We start from the raw sequence: 16,052 nt of genomic DNA, 5'->3' as shown, positions 1-16,052 counted from the left end.
GGATCAGGTGAGTACAGCAGAGGAACAGAACCAGGCCAAGAACCCGGGCGCCGTACGCGTCGCCTCCGTCAATCTCAACGGCATCCGCGCCTCCTACCGGCGCGGCATGGCCGATTGGCTGAAGGACCGGGACATCGACATCCTGACCATGCAGGAAGTGCGTGCACCGGACGAGATCGTGCGCGAACTCCTCGGCGATGACTGGCACATCCTGCATGCCGAGGCGGAAGCCAAGGGCCGCGCCGGGGTGGCCATCGCCTCCCGCCAGGCGCCGACCGCCACCCGGGACCACATCGGCGAGGACTACTTCAAGACCTCCGGCCGCTGGGTCGAAGCCGACTTCGACCTCAACGGCGAGCAGGTCACCGTCGTCAGCGCCTACGTGCACTCCGGTGAGGTCAACAGCCCCAAACAGGACGATAAATATCGTTTCCTCGACGTCATGACCACCAAGCTGCCGGAGCTGAAGGCGGCCTCCAAGCACGTGCTGGTCACCGGTGACCTCAACGTCGGACACACCGAACGCGATATCAAGAACTGGAAGGGCAACGTCAAGAACTCCGGCTTCCTCCCCGAGGAACGCGCCTATTTCGACCGTTTCTTCGGTGAGGAGATCGGTTTCAAGGACGTGGCCCGTGAACTGGCAGGGGACGTCGACGGCCCCTACACCTGGTGGTCCTACCGCGGCAAGGCCTTCGACAACGACACCGGGTGGCGGATCGACTACCAGATGGCGACCCCGGACCTGGCCGCCCTGGCCTCCAACGCCGTCGTCGACCGCGCCCCGAGCTACGACACGCGCTTTTCCGACCACGCACCACTGGTCGTCGACTACCAGTTCTAGGAAGAACCCACCATGACTGACACTGAAGCAGCGGCCGAACGTCGGCCGCGCGTCCTCTCGGGGATGCAACCCTCCGCCGACTCCCTGCACCTGGGCAACTACCTCGGGGCGCTCGTCAACTGGGTCAAGGCGCTGGACGACTACGACGCCTTCTTCTTCGTCCCCGACATGCATGCGATCACCGTCGGGCACGACCCGGCCTCGCTGCGTGAACGCACCCGGACGACCGCCGCCCAGTACATTGCCGGGGGCATCGACCAGGACGCGGCCACGCTGTTCGTCCAGTCCCACGTCCCCGAGCACGCCCAACTGGCCTGGGTGCTCAACTGCATCACCGGGTTCGGCGAGGCCTCGCGGATGACCCAGTTCAAGGACAAGTCGGCCAAGGGCGGACAGGATGCCGTGAGCGTCGGCCTGTTCACCTACCCGGTGCTGATGGCCGCGGACATCCTGCTCTACCAGCCGCATGCGATTCCGGTGGGTGACGACCAGCGCCAGCATGTGGAACTCGCCCGGGACCTGGCCCAGCGTTTCAACCACCGTTTCGGGGAGACGTTCAGGATCCCGGAACCGCTCATCCAGAAGGAAGGCGCCCGGATCTACGATCTACAGGACCCGACCTCGAAGATGTCCAAATCCGCGTCGAGCCCGAACGGGTTGATCAATATCCTGGACGACCCGAAGGTCATCACCAAGCGGATCAAATCCGCGGTGACCGACAACGACACCGTCATCGCCTTCGATCGGGACGGGAAGCCAGGTGTCTCCAACTTGTTGGAGATCCTCTCCACCATCACCGGCACCCCGGTGGACGGGTTGGTGGAGGAATATGAGGGCAGGATGTACGGGCACCTGAAGGTCGATGTGGCCGACGCCGTGGTCTCCCGGGTCGAACCGATCCGCCGCAGGACCCTGGAACTGCTGGACGACTCAGCGGAATTGGACCGCCAATTGGCGGTCGGGGCGGCCCGGGCCCGTGAAGTCGCCTCCACCACCCTGGAGGCGGTCTACTCGAACATCGGGTTCCTGCCGGCGCGGACCGAGACGGCGTTCGACGCGGCGGGCCCCGACGCTGGCCAGAGCCCGCGATAACGATGAGCATCCCTGCGTCGGGCACCACGACCCCCGGGGCCACCGGTCCCGGGGGCGAGGGGGTCGGCGTGGGGATCGTCATCCCGCTGCCCGAACCGCACCGCTCGGAGCTGAGGGAACACCGGTTGTCCTTCGGGGATCCGGTGGCCCGCAGCGTCCCGCCACACATCACCCTGATCACCGGCGCCCGGGCCGCCGACTGGGCCGCAGCACGCGCCCATGTGCGCCGGGTCGCCGCGGGTACGGCGCCCTTCAGCCTCAGGCTCCACGGGACCGAGACCTTCCGGCCCGTCTCCCAGGTGGTGTTCCTGCGGGTCACCGAGGGATTCGACGCCTGTGTGTCGCTGCATCGGCAGCTGCAGGCCGGCCCGCTGGAAACGCGCGCCGAATTCCCCTTCCACCCGCATCTGACCCTGGCCCACGATCTGGCCGAGGAACCGATGCAGCGGGCCATGACCTCCTTGGCCGGCTACGACGCCACCTTCCCGGTGGATAGAATCGGGTTGTTCGAGTACGACGCCGAAGGCCTCTGGGCCCTGCAGGAGGAACTGACACTTGGCCAAGACGGCGCGCATCCCGACCCAGCGTAGGCGCGGCAGCCCTCCGGCCAGCACCGCCGCCTATAGCGATCCGGCCCGATCGACGGCGGATCTGGGCACGCTGATCTCCCCGTTGGACCGGGCGGGCCTGCACACCAAGGCCATGCATCAACGGGCCGCCCTGGGACGGGCCCGCCGGGAAAAAGCCGGCCTGCCGAAGATCGCGATCGCCGGCGTCGGAGCCCTGATGGGACGACTGAACGTCTGGAAGCCGTTACGTGTCTTCACCCTCTACGGGCAGCGCCATGGGTCGGTGATGGCGGCGGGCGCCGCCTATAAGATGTTCTTCTCCATTGCTGCACTGCTGGTCGTGGGCTTCTCCGTTCTGGGCATCCTGGCCAGTGGCAACCAACAACTGCAGGAATTCGTGGTTGACGGCGTCGCCAAGACCACCCCCGGGCTGATCGATACCGGGGACGGGGGACTGGCAACCCCGCAACAGCTCTTCCGCACGCGGGGGTTCGGGTGGGCTCTGGTGATCTCCACCGTCGTCTCCCTGCTGACCTCATTGCGGTGGATCGCCGGCCTGCGCGAGGGGATGCGCGGGGTCTTCGGGCTGCTCAAATCGCAGTCCAACATCGTCCTGGCCAAGATCAAGGACCTGGGGGTGCTGCTTCTGCTGGGCATCAGCCTGATCCTCACCACCGGCCTGGGGGTCATCGCCAGCACGGCCCTGCAGACGATCATCGACTTCCTGGAGCTGGAATCGACCTTCTCGGTGATGCTGACCCGGGTGGCGAGCCTGGTGGTGATGCTGGTGCTGGACTCGGTGGTCGCGGTGATCCTGTTTCGGCTGGCCTCGGGGATCACCATGCCCCGCGTGGCGCTGCTGCAATCTGCCTTCATCGCCGGGGCCGGTTCCACGCTCCTGCGCTACTTCTCCTCACTGCTGCTGGGCAGCGCGAGCAGCAATCCGATCCTCGCCCCCTTCGCCGTGATCCTGGGGCTGTTCGTCTGGTTCTACCTGCTGAGCCAGGTCTACCTCCTGGCGACCGCCTGGGGTGCGGTGACCACGGCGGACATCGTTGCCACCGCACTGCGCGGAAACCCGAAGGGCCTGCGCTCGCGTTCGAAGCAAATGCTCACGCCGGGACCAGTCGCCCATCTCCCGGCGGGGTGGAAGCAGGGCAGGAACCAGAAATGACGAAGGCGCCGTCCCCGTGGGGGCGGCGCCTTCGTCAGGCCTCGGGGGCCGTGGTGGCTAGACCGAGCGGGCCAGGATGGCCTGCTTGACCTCGGAGATCGCCTTGGTGACCTGGATGCCGCGGGGGCAGGCTTCGGTGCAGTTGAAGGTGGTGCGGCAACGCCACACGCCTTCCTTGTCGTTGAGGATCTCCAGACGCATGTCGCCGCCTTCGTCCCGGGAGTCGAAGATGAAGCGGTGGGCGTTCACGATCGCTGCCGGGCCGAAGTACTGGCCATCGGTCCAGAAGACGGGGCAGGACGAGGTGCACGCGGCGCAGAGGATGCACTTGGTGGTGTCGTCGTAGCGCTCGCGTTCCTCGGGGGACTGGTAGTGCTCAGCAGTCGGGGAGTGGCCCTTGGTGATCATGAAGGGCATGATCTCGCGGTAGGACTGGAAGAAGGGTTCCATGTCCACGATGAGGTCCTTCTCGACCGGCAGGCCCTTGATGGCCTCCACGGTGATGGGCTTCTCGGTGTCCAGGTCCTTCAACAGGGTCTTGCAGGCCAGGCGGTTACGGCCGTTGATGCGCATGGCATCGGAGCCGCAGACGCCGTGGGCGCAGGAACGGCGGAACGACAGCGAGCCGTCGATCTCCCATTTGACCTTGTGCAGGGCGTCCAGCACGCGGTCGGTGCCGAACATCGTCAACTGGAAATCCTCCCAGGTCACGTCTTCGGAGAATTCCGGTTGGTATCGGCGCACCCGCAGGGTGATGTCGAACTTCGGGATCTCCCCGCCGCCGCCGACACCGGGGGCCAGGTCGACCTTGGATGCTGGTTCGGGAATCTCGCTGCTCATTAGTACTTACGCTCCATCGGCTGGTAACGGGTGAAGATGACGGGCTTGGTGTCGAACCGGATGCCCTCGATGCCCTCCATCTGCGCGGTGTCGTCCTTGTAGACCATCGAGTGCTTCATGAAGTTCTCGTCGTCGCGGTCCGGGAAGTCCTCGCGGAAGTGGCCGCCACGGGATTCGTGACGGTGGAGTGCGGAAACGGACATGACCTCGGCCAAGTCCAGCAGGAAGCCCAGTTCCACGGCTTCGAGCAGATCCAGGTTGAAGCGCTTGCCCTTGTCCTGGATGCTGATGTTGGCGTAGCGCTCACGGAAGGACTTGATGTCGGCCATGGCCTTCATGATGGTGTCCTTGGAGCGGAACACCTGCATGTTGGTGTCCATGGTCTCCTGCAGGTCCTTGCGGATCGCCGCGATGCGTTCGGTGCCGCCGGCATTGCGGACGACGTCGAGCATGGCCTCGGTGGATGCCGTGGCGTTCTCCGGCAGATCGACCCAATCGGCCGTCTTGGAGTATTCGGCGGCCGCGATGCCGGCCCGCTTGCCGAACACGTTGATGTCCAGCAGCGAGTTGGTGCCCAGCCGGTTCGAGCCGTGCACCGACACGCAGGCGACCTCACCGGCGGCGTAGAGCCCGGGAATGGTGAATTCGTTGTCCTGGAAGACCTCGCCCTTGATGTTGGTCGGTACCCCGCCCATGACGTAGTGCGCGGTCGGGAAGACCGGCACCGGCTCCGTGTAGGGCTCCACCCCGAGGTAGGTGCGGGCGAACTCGGTGATATCCGGAAGCTTGGCGTCGATATGCGCCGGCTCCAGGTGCGTGAGGTCCAACAGCACGTAGTCCTTGTTCGGGCCGCAACCGCGGCCTTCGCGGACCTCGTTGGCCATCGAACGGGCGACGATATCGCGTGGCGCCAGATCCTTGATGGTCGGGGCGTAGCGTTCCATGAACCGTTCGCCCTCGGAGTTGCGCAGGATCGCGCCCTCACCGCGGGCCGCTTCGGACAGGAGGATCCCGAGCCCGGCGAGGCCGGTCGGGTGGAACTGCACGAATTCCATGTCCTCCAGCGGGATGCCCTTGCGGAAGGCGATGCCCATGCCGTCACCGGTCAGGGTGTGCGCGTTGGAGGTGGTCTTGAAGACCTTGCCGGCCCCGCCGGTGGCGAAGACGACCGACTTGGCCTGGAAGACGTGGATCTCGCCGGTGGCCAGATCGTAGGAGACGACGCCGGCCACCCGGGTCTGCAGGTAGGTGGTGCCATCCTCGCGGGTGGCCTCCTCCTGGACGGTGAGCATGTCCAGGACGTAGAACTCGTTGTAGAACTCGACGTTGTGCTTCACGCAGTTCTGGTAGAGCGTCTGCAGGATCATGTGCCCGGTGCGGTCCGCGGCGTAGCAGGACCGACGGACGGGGGCCTTGCCATGGTCGCGGGTGTGGCCGCCGAAGCGACGCTGGTCGATCTTGCCCTCGGGGGTGCGGTTGAACGGCAGGCCCATCTTTTCCAGGTCCAGCACCGCCTCGATGGCCTCCTTGGCCATGACCTCGGCGGCATCCTGGTCAACCAGGTAGTCGCCACCCTTGACGGTGTCGAAGGTGTGCCACTCCCAGTTGTCTTCCTCGACGTTGGCCAGGGCGGCACACATGCCGCCCTGGGCGGCGCCCGTATGTGAACGGGTGGGGTAGAGCTTGGTCAGCACGGCCGTATGGGCCTGCTGGCCGGATTCGATGGCAGCGCGCATGCCCGCGCCACCGGCGCCGACAATGACGACGTCGTACTTATGTACCTGCATACCGGATGTTCCCTCTTCTTTGAATCTTGGTGTCGGCGAAGCGTGCCGGGACTACTGGCAGACCGCGAGCGTGGAGCCGGGGATGCACGGATCGAAGGTGAAGATCACGAGCGTCCCGAGGATGACGATGGCCGCCGAGCACAGCACCAGCACCAGCTGGAGCCAGAACCGCGGACGATCCTTTTCGACGTAGTCGTTGATGATGGTGCGAACGCCATTGGTGCCGTGCAGCATCGCCAGCCACAGCATGGTCAGATCCCAGAACTGCCAGAGCGGGTTGGCCCACTTGCCGGCGACGAACCCGAAGTCGATGGCATGCACGCCGTCACCGACCAGCAGGTTCACGAAGAGGTGGCCGAAGATCAGGATGACCAGCAGGACCCCCGAGATGCGCATGAAGAGCCAAGCGAGCATCTCGAAGTTGCCGTTCTTGGACTTGGAGCGCAGGTACTTCGGGTCGACCCGAGTCGAACGCGGTGCAACGAATTCCGTGGGAGCCATGGCTTAGTAACCTCCGAAGGCGAGCGACAGGTGACGGATGGCGAAGCCGATCATGACCACGACCCACACGATCAGCACTCCCCAGAGCAGCTGACGGTGGTACTTGGGGCCGGACTTCCAGAAGTCGACCAGGACCAGGCGCAGGCCATTGAAGGCGTGGAAGACGATCGCGGCGACGAGACCGAGCTCTCCGACGGCCATCAACGGGTTCTTATACGTGCCGATCACTGCGTCGTAGGCGCCGGGGTCGACCCGCACCAAGGCCGTATCGAGCACGTGCACCAAAAGAAACAAGAAAATGACGACACCGGTGACCCGATGCCCTACCCAGGACCACATGCCTTCGTGGCCGCGGTAGAGGGTGCCTGACGATGTCTTCGACACTGAATTTACCTCCATGCATGCAAGGGCGTTCGTGTGGCGTGCACACAAAAGATTGGCGCCGGTGCGTAAGCGTTCCTAGCCTGATCCTAGACCACGGGGTCCGTCAGGGTTCGTCTCCACCCTACCTGTGTGGCGAGCCTCACGGCGACCGTGGTGACGAGGGGGAATACACGGATTCGCGCGGAAAATACGTGACATTTTCGTGCCCTAAATCCAGCCCGTCCTCCAGCGAAACGGTTCGGTGATCGCCTACTGTGGGATCCATGAATGATGACCTCCTCGCGCGCTTCCACGGCGTGATCCCCGCCGGCGGCGTGGGAACGCGGCTGTGGCCGCTCTCCCGAGCGGCCGCCCCCAAGTTCCTGCACGACCTCACCGGATCGGGGACGACGCTGATCCGCGCAACCTATGAGCGGCTCGTTCCCCTGGCCGAGAAGCGCATCATGGTGGTCACCGGGCAGGCCCACCGCGAAGCCGTCCAGTCGCAGTTGCCCGAACTGAGCGAAACGAACCTCGTACTCGAATCCGAGCCGAAGGACTCCGCGGCGGCGATCGGCCTGGCGGCAGCCATCCTGCACCGGAGGAATCCGGACATCATCATGGGGTCCTTTGCCGCGGACCAGGTCATCGGACCGGTGGAGGTCTTCCAGGAGGCCGTCCGCGAGGCCATCCTGACCGCAGCTACCGGCAAGATCGTGACGATCGGGATCAAACCGGCCTCACCGTCCACGGCGTTCGGCTACATCCGCGCCGGCGATGCCCTCACCGTGGAAGGGGCCCCCAGCGCCACCTCGGTGCTCGAATTCGTGGAGAAGCCCGACGAGGAAGTGGCCCAGCGCTACGTCGACAGCGGGGATTACCTGTGGAATGCGGGGATGTTCGTCGCCCCCGTGTCCTTGATGCTCGACCATCTCGAACGCAATGAACCGGAACTGCATGCGGGGTTGATGGAGATCGCCGACGCCTGGGACACCCCCGAACGCGATGCGGTGAAGAAGCGCATCTGGCCGACCCTGCCGAAGATCGCCATCGACTATGCGGTGGCCGAACCAGCAGCCGAACAAGGCGACGTCGCAATGATCCCCGGTGAATTCACCTGGGATGACGTCGGCGACTTCGCCGCCATCGGCCGGCTGAATCCGGCCAGCGAGGCCACCAACCTCACCGTGCTGGGGGACGGGGCCCGGGTCTACGCCGACGATGCCTCCGGAGTGGTGGTCTCGGACACCAAACGCATGATCGCCCTGATCGGCATCAAGGACGTGGTCGTCGTCGATACCGGGGATGCACTGCTGGTCACCACCAGCGACCATGCCCAGTCCGTGAAGAAGGCCGTCGAGGCACTCAAGGCCTCCGGCGACCTCGACGTGTTGTAGCCGGGTTCCCGCCGGCCGGCGACGCGCACGAAATGATGCGTTGCAAACTCGGTGGTTGCCGCGGCGACGTCGTAAAGTCGCTTCTGTGACTTACGATTCCTCGAGGCAGACGACCTATCCCGCGATCGGGCCCTGGGCGCAGCCGTTGCTGCCCCAACTGGTGGGCTTCCGACGTGACCTTCACGCCAACCCGGAACTCTCCTTCGAGGAGACCCGGACGACGGCACGCATCCTGGCGGAGCTCGAGGCGGCCGGACTGGAGCCACGGGCCCTGGAGGGGACCGGGCTCTACGTCGATATCGGTGAGGGGGACATCGCCCTGGGCCTGCGGGCGGATATCGATGCCCTGCCGATCCTGGAGGAAACCGGGCTGGACTACGCCTCGACCCGGGAAGGGGTCTGCCACGCCTGCGGGCACGACATCCACACTACGGTCATGCTCGGGGTGGCCCTGACCCTGGGGCGCATGCACGCCGCCGGTGAACTCGGCGGCAGGATCCGGGTGATCTTCCAGCCGGCGGAGGAGACCATGCCCGGCGGGGCCCTGTCGGTGATTGCCCAGGGAGTCCTCGAAGGGGTCCCGCGCATCCTGGCCCTGCACTGCGAACCCCGGGTCGACGCCGGGACGATCGGCACCCGCATCGGGGCGATCACCAGTGCCAGCGACACCATCAAAATCGAACTGTCGGGCCGGGGCGGCCACACCTCCAGACCGCATCTGACCGAGGACCTGGTCTTCGCCCTGGCGGAGATCGCCGTCGGTGTCCCGGCGGTGCTCAACCGGCGGATCGACGTGCGCAGCGCCGTTTCGGTGGTCTGGGGCCAGATCCATGCCGGGTCGGCCCCGAACGCCATCCCCGCCGCGGGCTACCTGGCCGGGACCATGCGTTGCCTGGACGGGGACGCCTGGGAATCGGCGGGGGTGCTGTTGGACGAGGTCGTCCGTCAGATCGCCGTCCCCTATGGTGTCGACGTGAAACTCGAGCACACCCGCGGGGTCCCGCCGGTGGTCAATGCCGAAGCGGAAACGGATCTGATCGAACGGGCCGCGCGCGCCGAGATCGGGTCGACGGCCATCGTGCTCATCCCGCAGTCCATGGGCGGGGAGGACTTCGCCTGGATGACCCACACCATTCCCGGGGCCATGATGCGGCTGGGAACGCGTACCCCGGGAGGGGAGACCTACGATCTGCATCGCGGTGACTACATCCCGGACGAGAAGGCCATCGAAACAGGCATCCGGGTCATGGCTGCTGCCGCCCTGCGCGCCATCAATCCTGGACAAAGCGTCTGATCGAGCTACCAGTAGGTAACAAAAGGTCAACAATATAGTCGTGTCAACTATTTATGCTGGCAGGTCGGTCCGAGTGGGGCATACTGTATCTTCCGTCACGTCCTCCCCACATGTGGAGGCCGAAGGCGGTCGGCACCCGTTCGAGGGGCCCAGGTAGGTCACCTGGCCCGTGGAGGGGGTGGCCCTGAAGCATCACTCGTCACTGGAGGAACCTTGAAGAAGTCACCGCGCACCCTGAAGCGCTCCACCGGCAAGCTCGCCGCCGTCCTGGGCGTTTCCGCCCTCGTCCTGACCGCCTGCGGGGCCGCCCCCGATTCCGGTGGCGATGATTCGGCCGCCTCGAGCCACCCCGGCGCCGCCGACTACACCGGCTGCATCGTCTCCGACTCCGGCGGATTCGACGACCGCTCCTTCAACCAGTCCTCCTACGAGGGCCTGATGAAGGCGAAGAAGGACCTGGGCATCAAGACCAAGCAGGCCGAGTCCAAGGCCAAGACCGACTTCGAGCCCAACCTGAACTCCATGGTCAAGGGCGGGTGCAACCTGACCATCACCGTGGGCTTCCTGCTGGCCGATGCCACCAAGGACCTGGCGGAGAAGACCGAGGACGCGCACTTCGCGATCATCGATGACGACTCGATCGACCTGCCCAACGTCAAGCCGATCATCTACGACACGGCCCAGGCCGCCTTCCTGGCCGGCTACCTGGCCGCCGGGACGTCCGAGACCGGCAAGGTCGCCACCTACGGCGGCATCAACATCCCGACCGTCACCATCTTCATGGACGGCTTCGACGAAGGGGTGCAGTACTACAACGAGAAGAACGACGAGAAGGTCAAGGTCCTGGGCTGGAACGCCGATAAGCAGAACGGTACGTTCACCGGCGACTTCGAGAACCAGGGCAAGGGCAAGACGACCACCACCAACTTCATCAACGAAGGGGCGGACATCATCATGCCCGTCGCCGGTCCGGTGGGCCTGGGCACCATCGACGCCGTCAAGGACGCCAACTCCAACGGCAAGGACGCCAAGGTCGTCTGGGTCGATTCCGATGGCTACGAGTCACTTCCCTCCGGGCAGGAATTCGTGCTCACCTCCGTCATGAAGCTGATGGGTGAGGCCGTCGAGAACGTGATCACCGAGGACCTGGACGACGAGTTCGACAACACCCCGTATGTCGGGACGTTGGAGAACAAGGGTGTCGACCTGGCACCGTTCCACGACTTCGACTCCGATGTCTCCGATGACATGAAGTCGCAGCTGGACGACATCAAGGCCGACATCATCTCCGGCGACATCAAGGTCGAGTCGCCGTCCAGCCCGAAGAAATAGTCCGCGGGAGGTCCTGACCCATCGAAGCGATGGGTCAGGACCAACCAGCAGACACGGCGCGCGCCGTCCGGAAAGACGGGAGACCATCCCGGAAACGGGCGGCGCGTGCCTCATCCGACGTCCAACGATTCGCGGCTACGCTGGATTCGATGGCCCACGGTGCATCGGGGCAGATCCCCTGGAGCCCGGGCCGCTAAAGAAGGGAACACGGTAGAGCACGTGAAATTGGAACTTCGCGGAATCACCAAGAAATTTGGTTCGTTCACCGCCAACGACAACATCGACGTGGTGGTCGAAGACAGTCAGGTGCATTCACTGCTGGGCGAGAACGGGGCCGGCAAATCAACCCTGATGAACGTCCTGTTCGGCCTCTACGAGGCCACCTCGGGGCAGGTGCTCATCGACGACCGGCCGGTGTCCTTCAACGGCCCCGGCGACGCCATGGCCGCCGGCATCGGCATGGTCCACCAACACTTCATGCTGGTCCCGGTCTTCACCGTGGCGGAAAACGTCGCCCTCGGGGACGAGGCCACCAAGGCCGCCGGGATCCTCGATCTGGAGGCCACCCGCCGCAAGATCCGTGAGATCTCCGAGCAATTCGGTTTCCACGTCGATCCCGACGCCATCGTGGAGGACCTGCCCGTCGGGGTCCAACAACGCGTGGAGATCATCAAGGCACTGGTCCGCGATGCGCGGATCCTGATCCTGGACGAGCCCACCGCGGTGCTGACGCCCCAGGAAACCGACGAACTGCTGAGCATCATCGGGCAACTGCGCGACAACGGCACCTCGGTGGTCTTCATCTCGCATAAGCTACGCGAGGTCAAGGCCGTTTCCGACGTCATCACCGTCATCCGTCGGGGCCGGGTGGTCGGCAAGGCCGAACCCGAGGCCTCCGCGAGCGAACTGGCCTCGCTGATGGTCGGCCGTGAGGTGAACCTCGCCCTGGGCAAGGAGGACGCCACCCCGGGGGAGGAGACCTTCCGCGTGGAGCACCTCAACGTGGTGGCCCCCACCGGCCAGGTCCTGCTCGACGACATCAGCTTCGGCGTGCGCCAGGGGGAAATCCTGGCGGTCGCCGGGGTCCAGGGCAATGGGCAGACCGAACTGACCCAGGCCATCATGGGCCTGATGGACCAGGCCACGGGCCGGGTCATGCTCGAGGGCGAGAACCTGCTGGGCCGGAGCGTGAAGTCCATCATCAACTCGGGGGTCGGGTTCGTCCCGGAGGACCGCAGCACCGATGGACTGGTCTCCACGTTCACGGTCGCGGAGAACCTCGTGCTCAACCAATATGACCGGGCCCCGTATGCCCGCGGACTGAACATGCGCCCGGCGGTGATCAACCGCAACGCCGAGGACAAGGTCGAGGAATACGACATCCGGACCCAGAGCGGGCAGTCCAATGCCGGAACCCTCTCGGGCGGCAACCAGCAGAAGGTGGTCATGGCGCGGGAGCTGTCCCGGCCCCTGAAGCTCTTCATCGCCTCGCAGCCAACCCGCGGCGTCGACGTCGGCTCGGTCGAATTCCTGCACCGGCGCATCCTCGCCGAACGCGACGGAGGCACCCCCGTGCTGATCGTCTCCACCGAACTCGACGAGGTGGCCGAACTGGCCGACAGGATTGCCGTGTTGTACAAGGGCAGCCTGGTGGGCATCGTCCCCGGAGACACCCCGCGCGAGGTCCTGGGCCTGATGATGGCCGGCAGCTCCGCCGCCGAGGCCGGCGCCACCCCGCTTCCCGAGGCCACGGATCAGGGATCCGGTGCCGCGGCTGCGAACCCGAACCAAGAAGAGGAGTCCGGGAATGAATGATCCCGTGGACGGGCCCGGACCGGGCCCCGTCGCCCCAGACAGCGAAACCCCGGCGGGGGAGCCGGGATCGATCCCCGGAGGAGCCGACGCCGGGAACTCGCCGGCCCAGCTGGCCGAGGCGTCCGGACCGGACCCCCAGGCTTCGCTGATGACTCGGATCACCACCGGCAACGGCATGGTGTCCGTCCTGGCGATCCTGTTGTCGTTGATCGTCGGAGCCATCCTGATCGCCGCGACCGACGAGCGGGTCACCGAGGCCTCGAGCTACTTCTTCGCCCGGCCCATGGATCTGTTGGGGGCCGTGTGGACGTCGGTGTCGGAAGCCTATGTGGCGCTCTTCCGCAGCTCCATCTTCAACACCCAGGCCGACGGTTTCGCCAATGCGATCTATCCCCTCACCGAAACCCTGACCGACGCCACCCCGCTGATCCTCGCAGGACTCGGGGTCGCCCTGGCGTTCCGGGCCAGCCTGTTCAACATCGGTGGCCAGGGGCAGATCATCGTCGGCGCCCTGCTCGCCGGCTGGGTCGGATTCACCCTGGACCTGCCCGCCGGAATCCACCTGATCCTGGCGATGGTGGCCGGGATCATCGGCGGTGCCCTCTGGGGCGGCATCGCGGGGGTGCTCAAGGCCCGACGCGGAGCCCACGAAGTGATCGTGACGATCATGCTCAACTACATCGCGCTCTACTTCCTGCTCTATCTGCTGACCACCCCCGGCTTCCAACGCCCCGGCTCCAACAACCCGATCAGCCCGAACATCGACTCCTCGGCGGCCTACCCGCTGATCTTCGGCAGCGGCTTCCGGCTGCATTACGGTTTCGTCGTGGCCCTGGCCGCGGTGGCCTTCGTCTGGTGGCTGCTCAACCGTTCCACGACCGGCTTCGAACTTCGTGCGGTCGGGGCCAACCCGTTGGCGGCCCGCACCGCGGGGATCAATGTCTCCAAGGCCTACATCACCGCCATGGTGGTCGCCGGGGCCCTCGCCGGGCTCGCCGGCACCGCACAGATCTCGGGCACCGAACGCGCCCTGTCCAGTGACATCGCCGCCAGCTTCGGATTCGATGCCATCACCGTGGCGTTGTTGGGACGCTCCAAACCCATGGGCACCCTCTTCGCCGGGCTGCTGTTCGGCGCGTTGCGGGCCGGTGGCGTGGGCATGCAATCCAACACCGGCATCCCCATCGACATCGTGCTGGTCGTCCAGTCCTTCATCGTGCTGTTCATCGCCGCCCCGCCGCTGGTGCAAGCGATCTTCCGCATCAACACCGGCAAGAAGAAGAGCAAGACCACCACGGCGCGGACCGCCGGGACCGGAGGAGCAGCGTGAGCACCGCAACCACCACCCCCTCGGCCGGCGTGACGTCGGTCGGCACGGCCCACCGGAACTGGAGCACCCCCATGGTGCTGGCCGTCCTGGCCCTGGTGGCACTTCTCGGATTCGCCATCGGCAGCCCGAGCGCCACGGCCAGGTTCCGCATCTCGACCGACCACGACGCGATCAAGGTCCCCGACGTGATGCTCGGCACCACGCTCGTGGGATGGATCGGCGCCATCCTGCTGCTGGGACTGGCGGCGTATTCCTTCCGGCTGACCTCCCGGCGGGCCACCGCCCCGAAATGGCTGGTCCCGGCCTTCGCGGCCATCTGGGTCATTGCCTTCCTGGTCTGGGTCATCGGCAGCGCCAACAACCCCAACGTCTACTTCTCCGGTCTGATCGCCGGTTCGTTCACGTTGGCCATCCCGCTGATCTTCGGTTCGCTCTCCGGCGTGCTGTGTGAGCGGACCGGGGTCATCAACATCGCCATCGAGGGCCAGCTGCTGGCCGGGGCCTTTGGCGCCGCGGTCGTCGGATCGATCACGCAGAGCCTGCTGGCCGGTGTCCTGGCCGCCGTGGTGGCCAGCATGCTCGTCTCCGCGGTCCTGGCGGTGTTCAGCATCAAATACATGGTCAACCAGATCATCGTCGGCGTCGTACTCAACGTCCTGGTCGCCGGGCTGACCAGTTTCCTCTTCTCCACCGTGATGAAGGCCGATACGGCCCTGTTCAACTCCCCGCCGTCGTTCCACAACATCAGGATCCCCGGCCTGGCCGACATCCCGGTGTTCGGTCCGATCTTCTTCGACCAGACGATCCTGGGCTACGGCATGTACGTCGCCGTCTTCCTGGTCTGGTTCGGCCTGTTCAAGACCCGATGGGGCCTGCGCGTGCGGGCCGTGGGCGAACACCCCCAGGCCGCCGACACGGTGGGCATCAGGGTCAAGGCCATCAGGTTCTCCAACGTCCTGCTCGCCGGGGTCGTCGCCGGTCTCGGGGGTGCGTTCTTCACCCTGGTGACGTCCTCGTCCTTCAGCAAGGAAATGACCGCCGGGCAGGGGTTCATCGCCCTGGCGGCCATGATCTTCGGGCGCTGGAACCCGATCGGGGCGTTCTTCGCCTCCCTGTTGTTCGGCTTCTCGTTGAACCTCTCGTTCGTGCTGAGCATCCTGGGCACCCCGGTGCCCAACCAGTTCATGCAGATGCTGCCCTATATCGTGACGATCTTTGCCGTCGCCGGGCTGGCCGGGAAATCACGACCCCCGGCCTCCAACGGCGTCGCCTACGTGAAGGAGTAGGCCCGTGCCCCACCCTCCGACGACGCCGCTGGACCCCGCCGGCTGGGAACGCCTGCGGATCGCGGCCACCGCGGCGATGGAACACGCCTACGCCCCGTATTCGAAGTTCCCGGTCGGGGCGGCGGCAGTGACCGAGGACGGGCGGATCATCAGCGGCTGCAATGTCGAAAACGCCGCCTACGGGGTCGTCCTCTGCGCCGAATGCACCATGATCGGACAATTGCATATGGGCGGGGGCGGCCGGCTGCGCGCGTTCTACTGCGTGGACGGAACCGGCAACATCCTGATGCCCTGCGGGCGCTGCCGGCAATTGCTCTACGAACACCGTGGACCCGGGATGGAACTGATGACCGTCCGCGGGATCGCCACCATGGACCAGGTCCTGCCCGACGCCTTCGGCCCCGAAACCCTGTTGCACTAGCTCCGGC

General features: G+C 65.7%; 15 protein-coding genes. 11 read left to right on the top strand and 4 right to left on the bottom strand.

Going from position 1 to position 16,052, the window contains the following annotated elements:
* Positions 1-7: 7 nt before the first annotated feature.
* Genes ACT3S6_RS06720 through ACT3S6_RS06705 form a run of 4 tightly spaced genes read left to right on the top strand, consistent with a single transcriptional unit; the run spans position 8 to position 3,679 of the window.
* The gene (locus ACT3S6_RS06720) at positions 8-844 is read left to right on the top strand and encodes an exodeoxyribonuclease III (RefSeq protein ID WP_444554277.1); all 837 of its coding nucleotides are present in this window, start codon (positions 8-10) and stop codon (positions 842-844) included.
* 12 nt (positions 845-856) lie between these two features.
* Entirely contained in the window at positions 857-1,936 is a 1,080-nt protein-coding gene (gene trpS, locus ACT3S6_RS06715) for a tryptophan--tRNA ligase (RefSeq protein ID WP_444554276.1), read from the top strand.
* 2 nt (positions 1,937-1,938) lie between these two features.
* A complete protein-coding gene (locus ACT3S6_RS06710) occupies positions 1,939-2,526 on the top strand; it encodes a 2'-5' RNA ligase family protein (RefSeq protein WP_444554275.1) in 588 nt (195 codons plus the stop codon).
* Positions 2,492-3,679: a YihY/virulence factor BrkB family protein gene (locus ACT3S6_RS06705; protein ID WP_444554274.1), complete on the top strand. Its 1,188-nt coding sequence runs from the start codon at positions 2,492-2,494 to the stop codon at positions 3,677-3,679. Before ACT3S6_RS06710 ends, ACT3S6_RS06705 begins: the two co-directional genes overlap by 35 nt.
* Before the next feature lie 57 nt (positions 3,680-3,736).
* On the opposite strand, the gene ACT3S6_RS06700 is transcribed toward ACT3S6_RS06705, so the two are convergent.
* From ACT3S6_RS06700 to sdhC, 4 genes are read right to left on the bottom strand one after another with little or no spacing between them, the layout of a single operon-like run.
* A complete protein-coding gene (locus ACT3S6_RS06700) occupies positions 3,737-4,519 on the bottom strand; it encodes a succinate dehydrogenase iron-sulfur subunit (protein WP_086999444.1) in 783 nt (260 codons plus the stop codon).
* Positions 4,519-6,306: a succinate dehydrogenase flavoprotein subunit gene (sdhA, locus tag ACT3S6_RS06695; protein WP_444554273.1), complete on the bottom strand. Its 1,788-nt coding sequence runs from the start codon at positions 6,304-6,306 to the stop codon at positions 4,519-4,521. Before sdhA ends, ACT3S6_RS06700 begins: the two co-directional genes overlap by 1 nt.
* Before the next feature lie 51 nt (positions 6,307-6,357).
* Entirely contained in the window at positions 6,358-6,807 is a 450-nt protein-coding gene (locus tag ACT3S6_RS06690) for a succinate dehydrogenase hydrophobic membrane anchor subunit (protein WP_444554272.1), read from the bottom strand.
* 3 nt (positions 6,808-6,810) lie between these two features.
* Positions 6,811-7,191 (bottom strand): succinate dehydrogenase, cytochrome b556 subunit, encoded by a 381-nt coding sequence (sdhC, locus tag ACT3S6_RS06685; protein WP_086999449.1) that lies wholly within the window; start codon positions 7,189-7,191, stop codon positions 6,811-6,813.
* A 263-nt stretch (positions 7,192-7,454) separates the two neighbouring features.
* Here sdhC and ACT3S6_RS06680 point away from each other — a divergent pair, with 263 nt between their 5' ends.
* The 7 genes from ACT3S6_RS06680 (at position 7,455) to ACT3S6_RS06650 (ending at position 16,045) form a co-directional block, all read left to right on the top strand.
* Positions 7,455-8,567, top strand: coding sequence for a mannose-1-phosphate guanylyltransferase (locus tag ACT3S6_RS06680; protein WP_444554271.1), 1,113 nt, complete (start codon positions 7,455-7,457; stop codon positions 8,565-8,567).
* Positions 8,568-8,652: 85 nt separating this feature from the next.
* Entirely contained in the window at positions 8,653-9,861 is a 1,209-nt protein-coding gene (locus ACT3S6_RS06675; protein ID WP_444554270.1) for an amidohydrolase, read from the top strand.
* 213 nt (positions 9,862-10,074) lie between these two features.
* Positions 10,075-11,193 (top strand): BMP family lipoprotein, encoded by a 1,119-nt coding sequence (locus tag ACT3S6_RS06670; protein WP_444554269.1) that lies wholly within the window; start codon positions 10,075-10,077, stop codon positions 11,191-11,193.
* A 219-nt stretch (positions 11,194-11,412) separates the two neighbouring features.
* Positions 11,413-13,008, top strand: a complete 1,596-nt coding sequence (locus ACT3S6_RS06665) for an ABC transporter ATP-binding protein (protein ID WP_444554268.1) — start codon at positions 11,413-11,415, stop codon at positions 13,006-13,008.
* Complete coding sequence (locus tag ACT3S6_RS06660) at positions 13,001-14,338, top strand: ABC transporter permease (protein ID WP_444554267.1); 1,338 nt, start codon at positions 13,001-13,003, stop codon at positions 14,336-14,338. The genes ACT3S6_RS06665 and ACT3S6_RS06660 overlap by 8 nt, the downstream gene beginning before the upstream one ends.
* Complete coding sequence (locus ACT3S6_RS06655; protein ID WP_444554266.1) at positions 14,335-15,624, top strand: ABC transporter permease; 1,290 nt, start codon at positions 14,335-14,337, stop codon at positions 15,622-15,624. Before ACT3S6_RS06660 ends, ACT3S6_RS06655 begins: the two co-directional genes overlap by 4 nt.
* A gap of 4 nt (positions 15,625-15,628) precedes the next feature.
* Positions 15,629-16,045, top strand: a complete 417-nt coding sequence (locus tag ACT3S6_RS06650; RefSeq protein ID WP_444554265.1) for a cytidine deaminase — start codon at positions 15,629-15,631, stop codon at positions 16,043-16,045.
* Positions 16,046-16,052 lie beyond the last annotated feature (7 nt).

Source organism: Arthrobacter sp. AOP36-C1-22, assembly GCF_052377515.1.
Classification (GTDB): Bacteria; Actinomycetota; Actinomycetes; order Actinomycetales; family Micrococcaceae; genus Arthrobacter_H.
This window is presented reverse-complemented; position numbering and strand designations above follow the sequence as displayed.

What these genes read in the sequence shown, in the direction of transcription:
- trpS (WP_444554276.1), top strand. Translation starts at nt 857, where the DNA reads ATGACTGACACTGAAGCAGCGGCCGAACGTCGGCCGCGCGTCCTCTCG.
- ACT3S6_RS06710 (WP_444554275.1), top strand. Translation starts at nt 1,939, where the DNA reads ATGAGCATCCCTGCGTCGGGCACCACGACCCCCGGGGCCACCGGTCCC.
- ACT3S6_RS06700 (WP_086999444.1), bottom strand. Translation starts at nt 4,519, where the DNA reads ATGAGCAGCGAGATTCCCGAACCAGCATCCAAGGTCGACCTGGCCCCC.
- sdhA (WP_444554273.1), bottom strand. Translation starts at nt 6,306, where the DNA reads ATGCAGGTACATAAGTACGACGTCGTCATTGTCGGCGCCGGTGGCGCG.
- ACT3S6_RS06690 (WP_444554272.1), bottom strand. Translation starts at nt 6,807, where the DNA reads ATGGCTCCCACGGAATTCGTTGCACCGCGTTCGACTCGGGTCGACCCG.
- ACT3S6_RS06680 (WP_444554271.1), top strand. Translation starts at nt 7,455, where the DNA reads ATGAATGATGACCTCCTCGCGCGCTTCCACGGCGTGATCCCCGCCGGC.
- ACT3S6_RS06660 (WP_444554267.1), top strand. Translation starts at nt 13,001, where the DNA reads ATGAATGATCCCGTGGACGGGCCCGGACCGGGCCCCGTCGCCCCAGAC.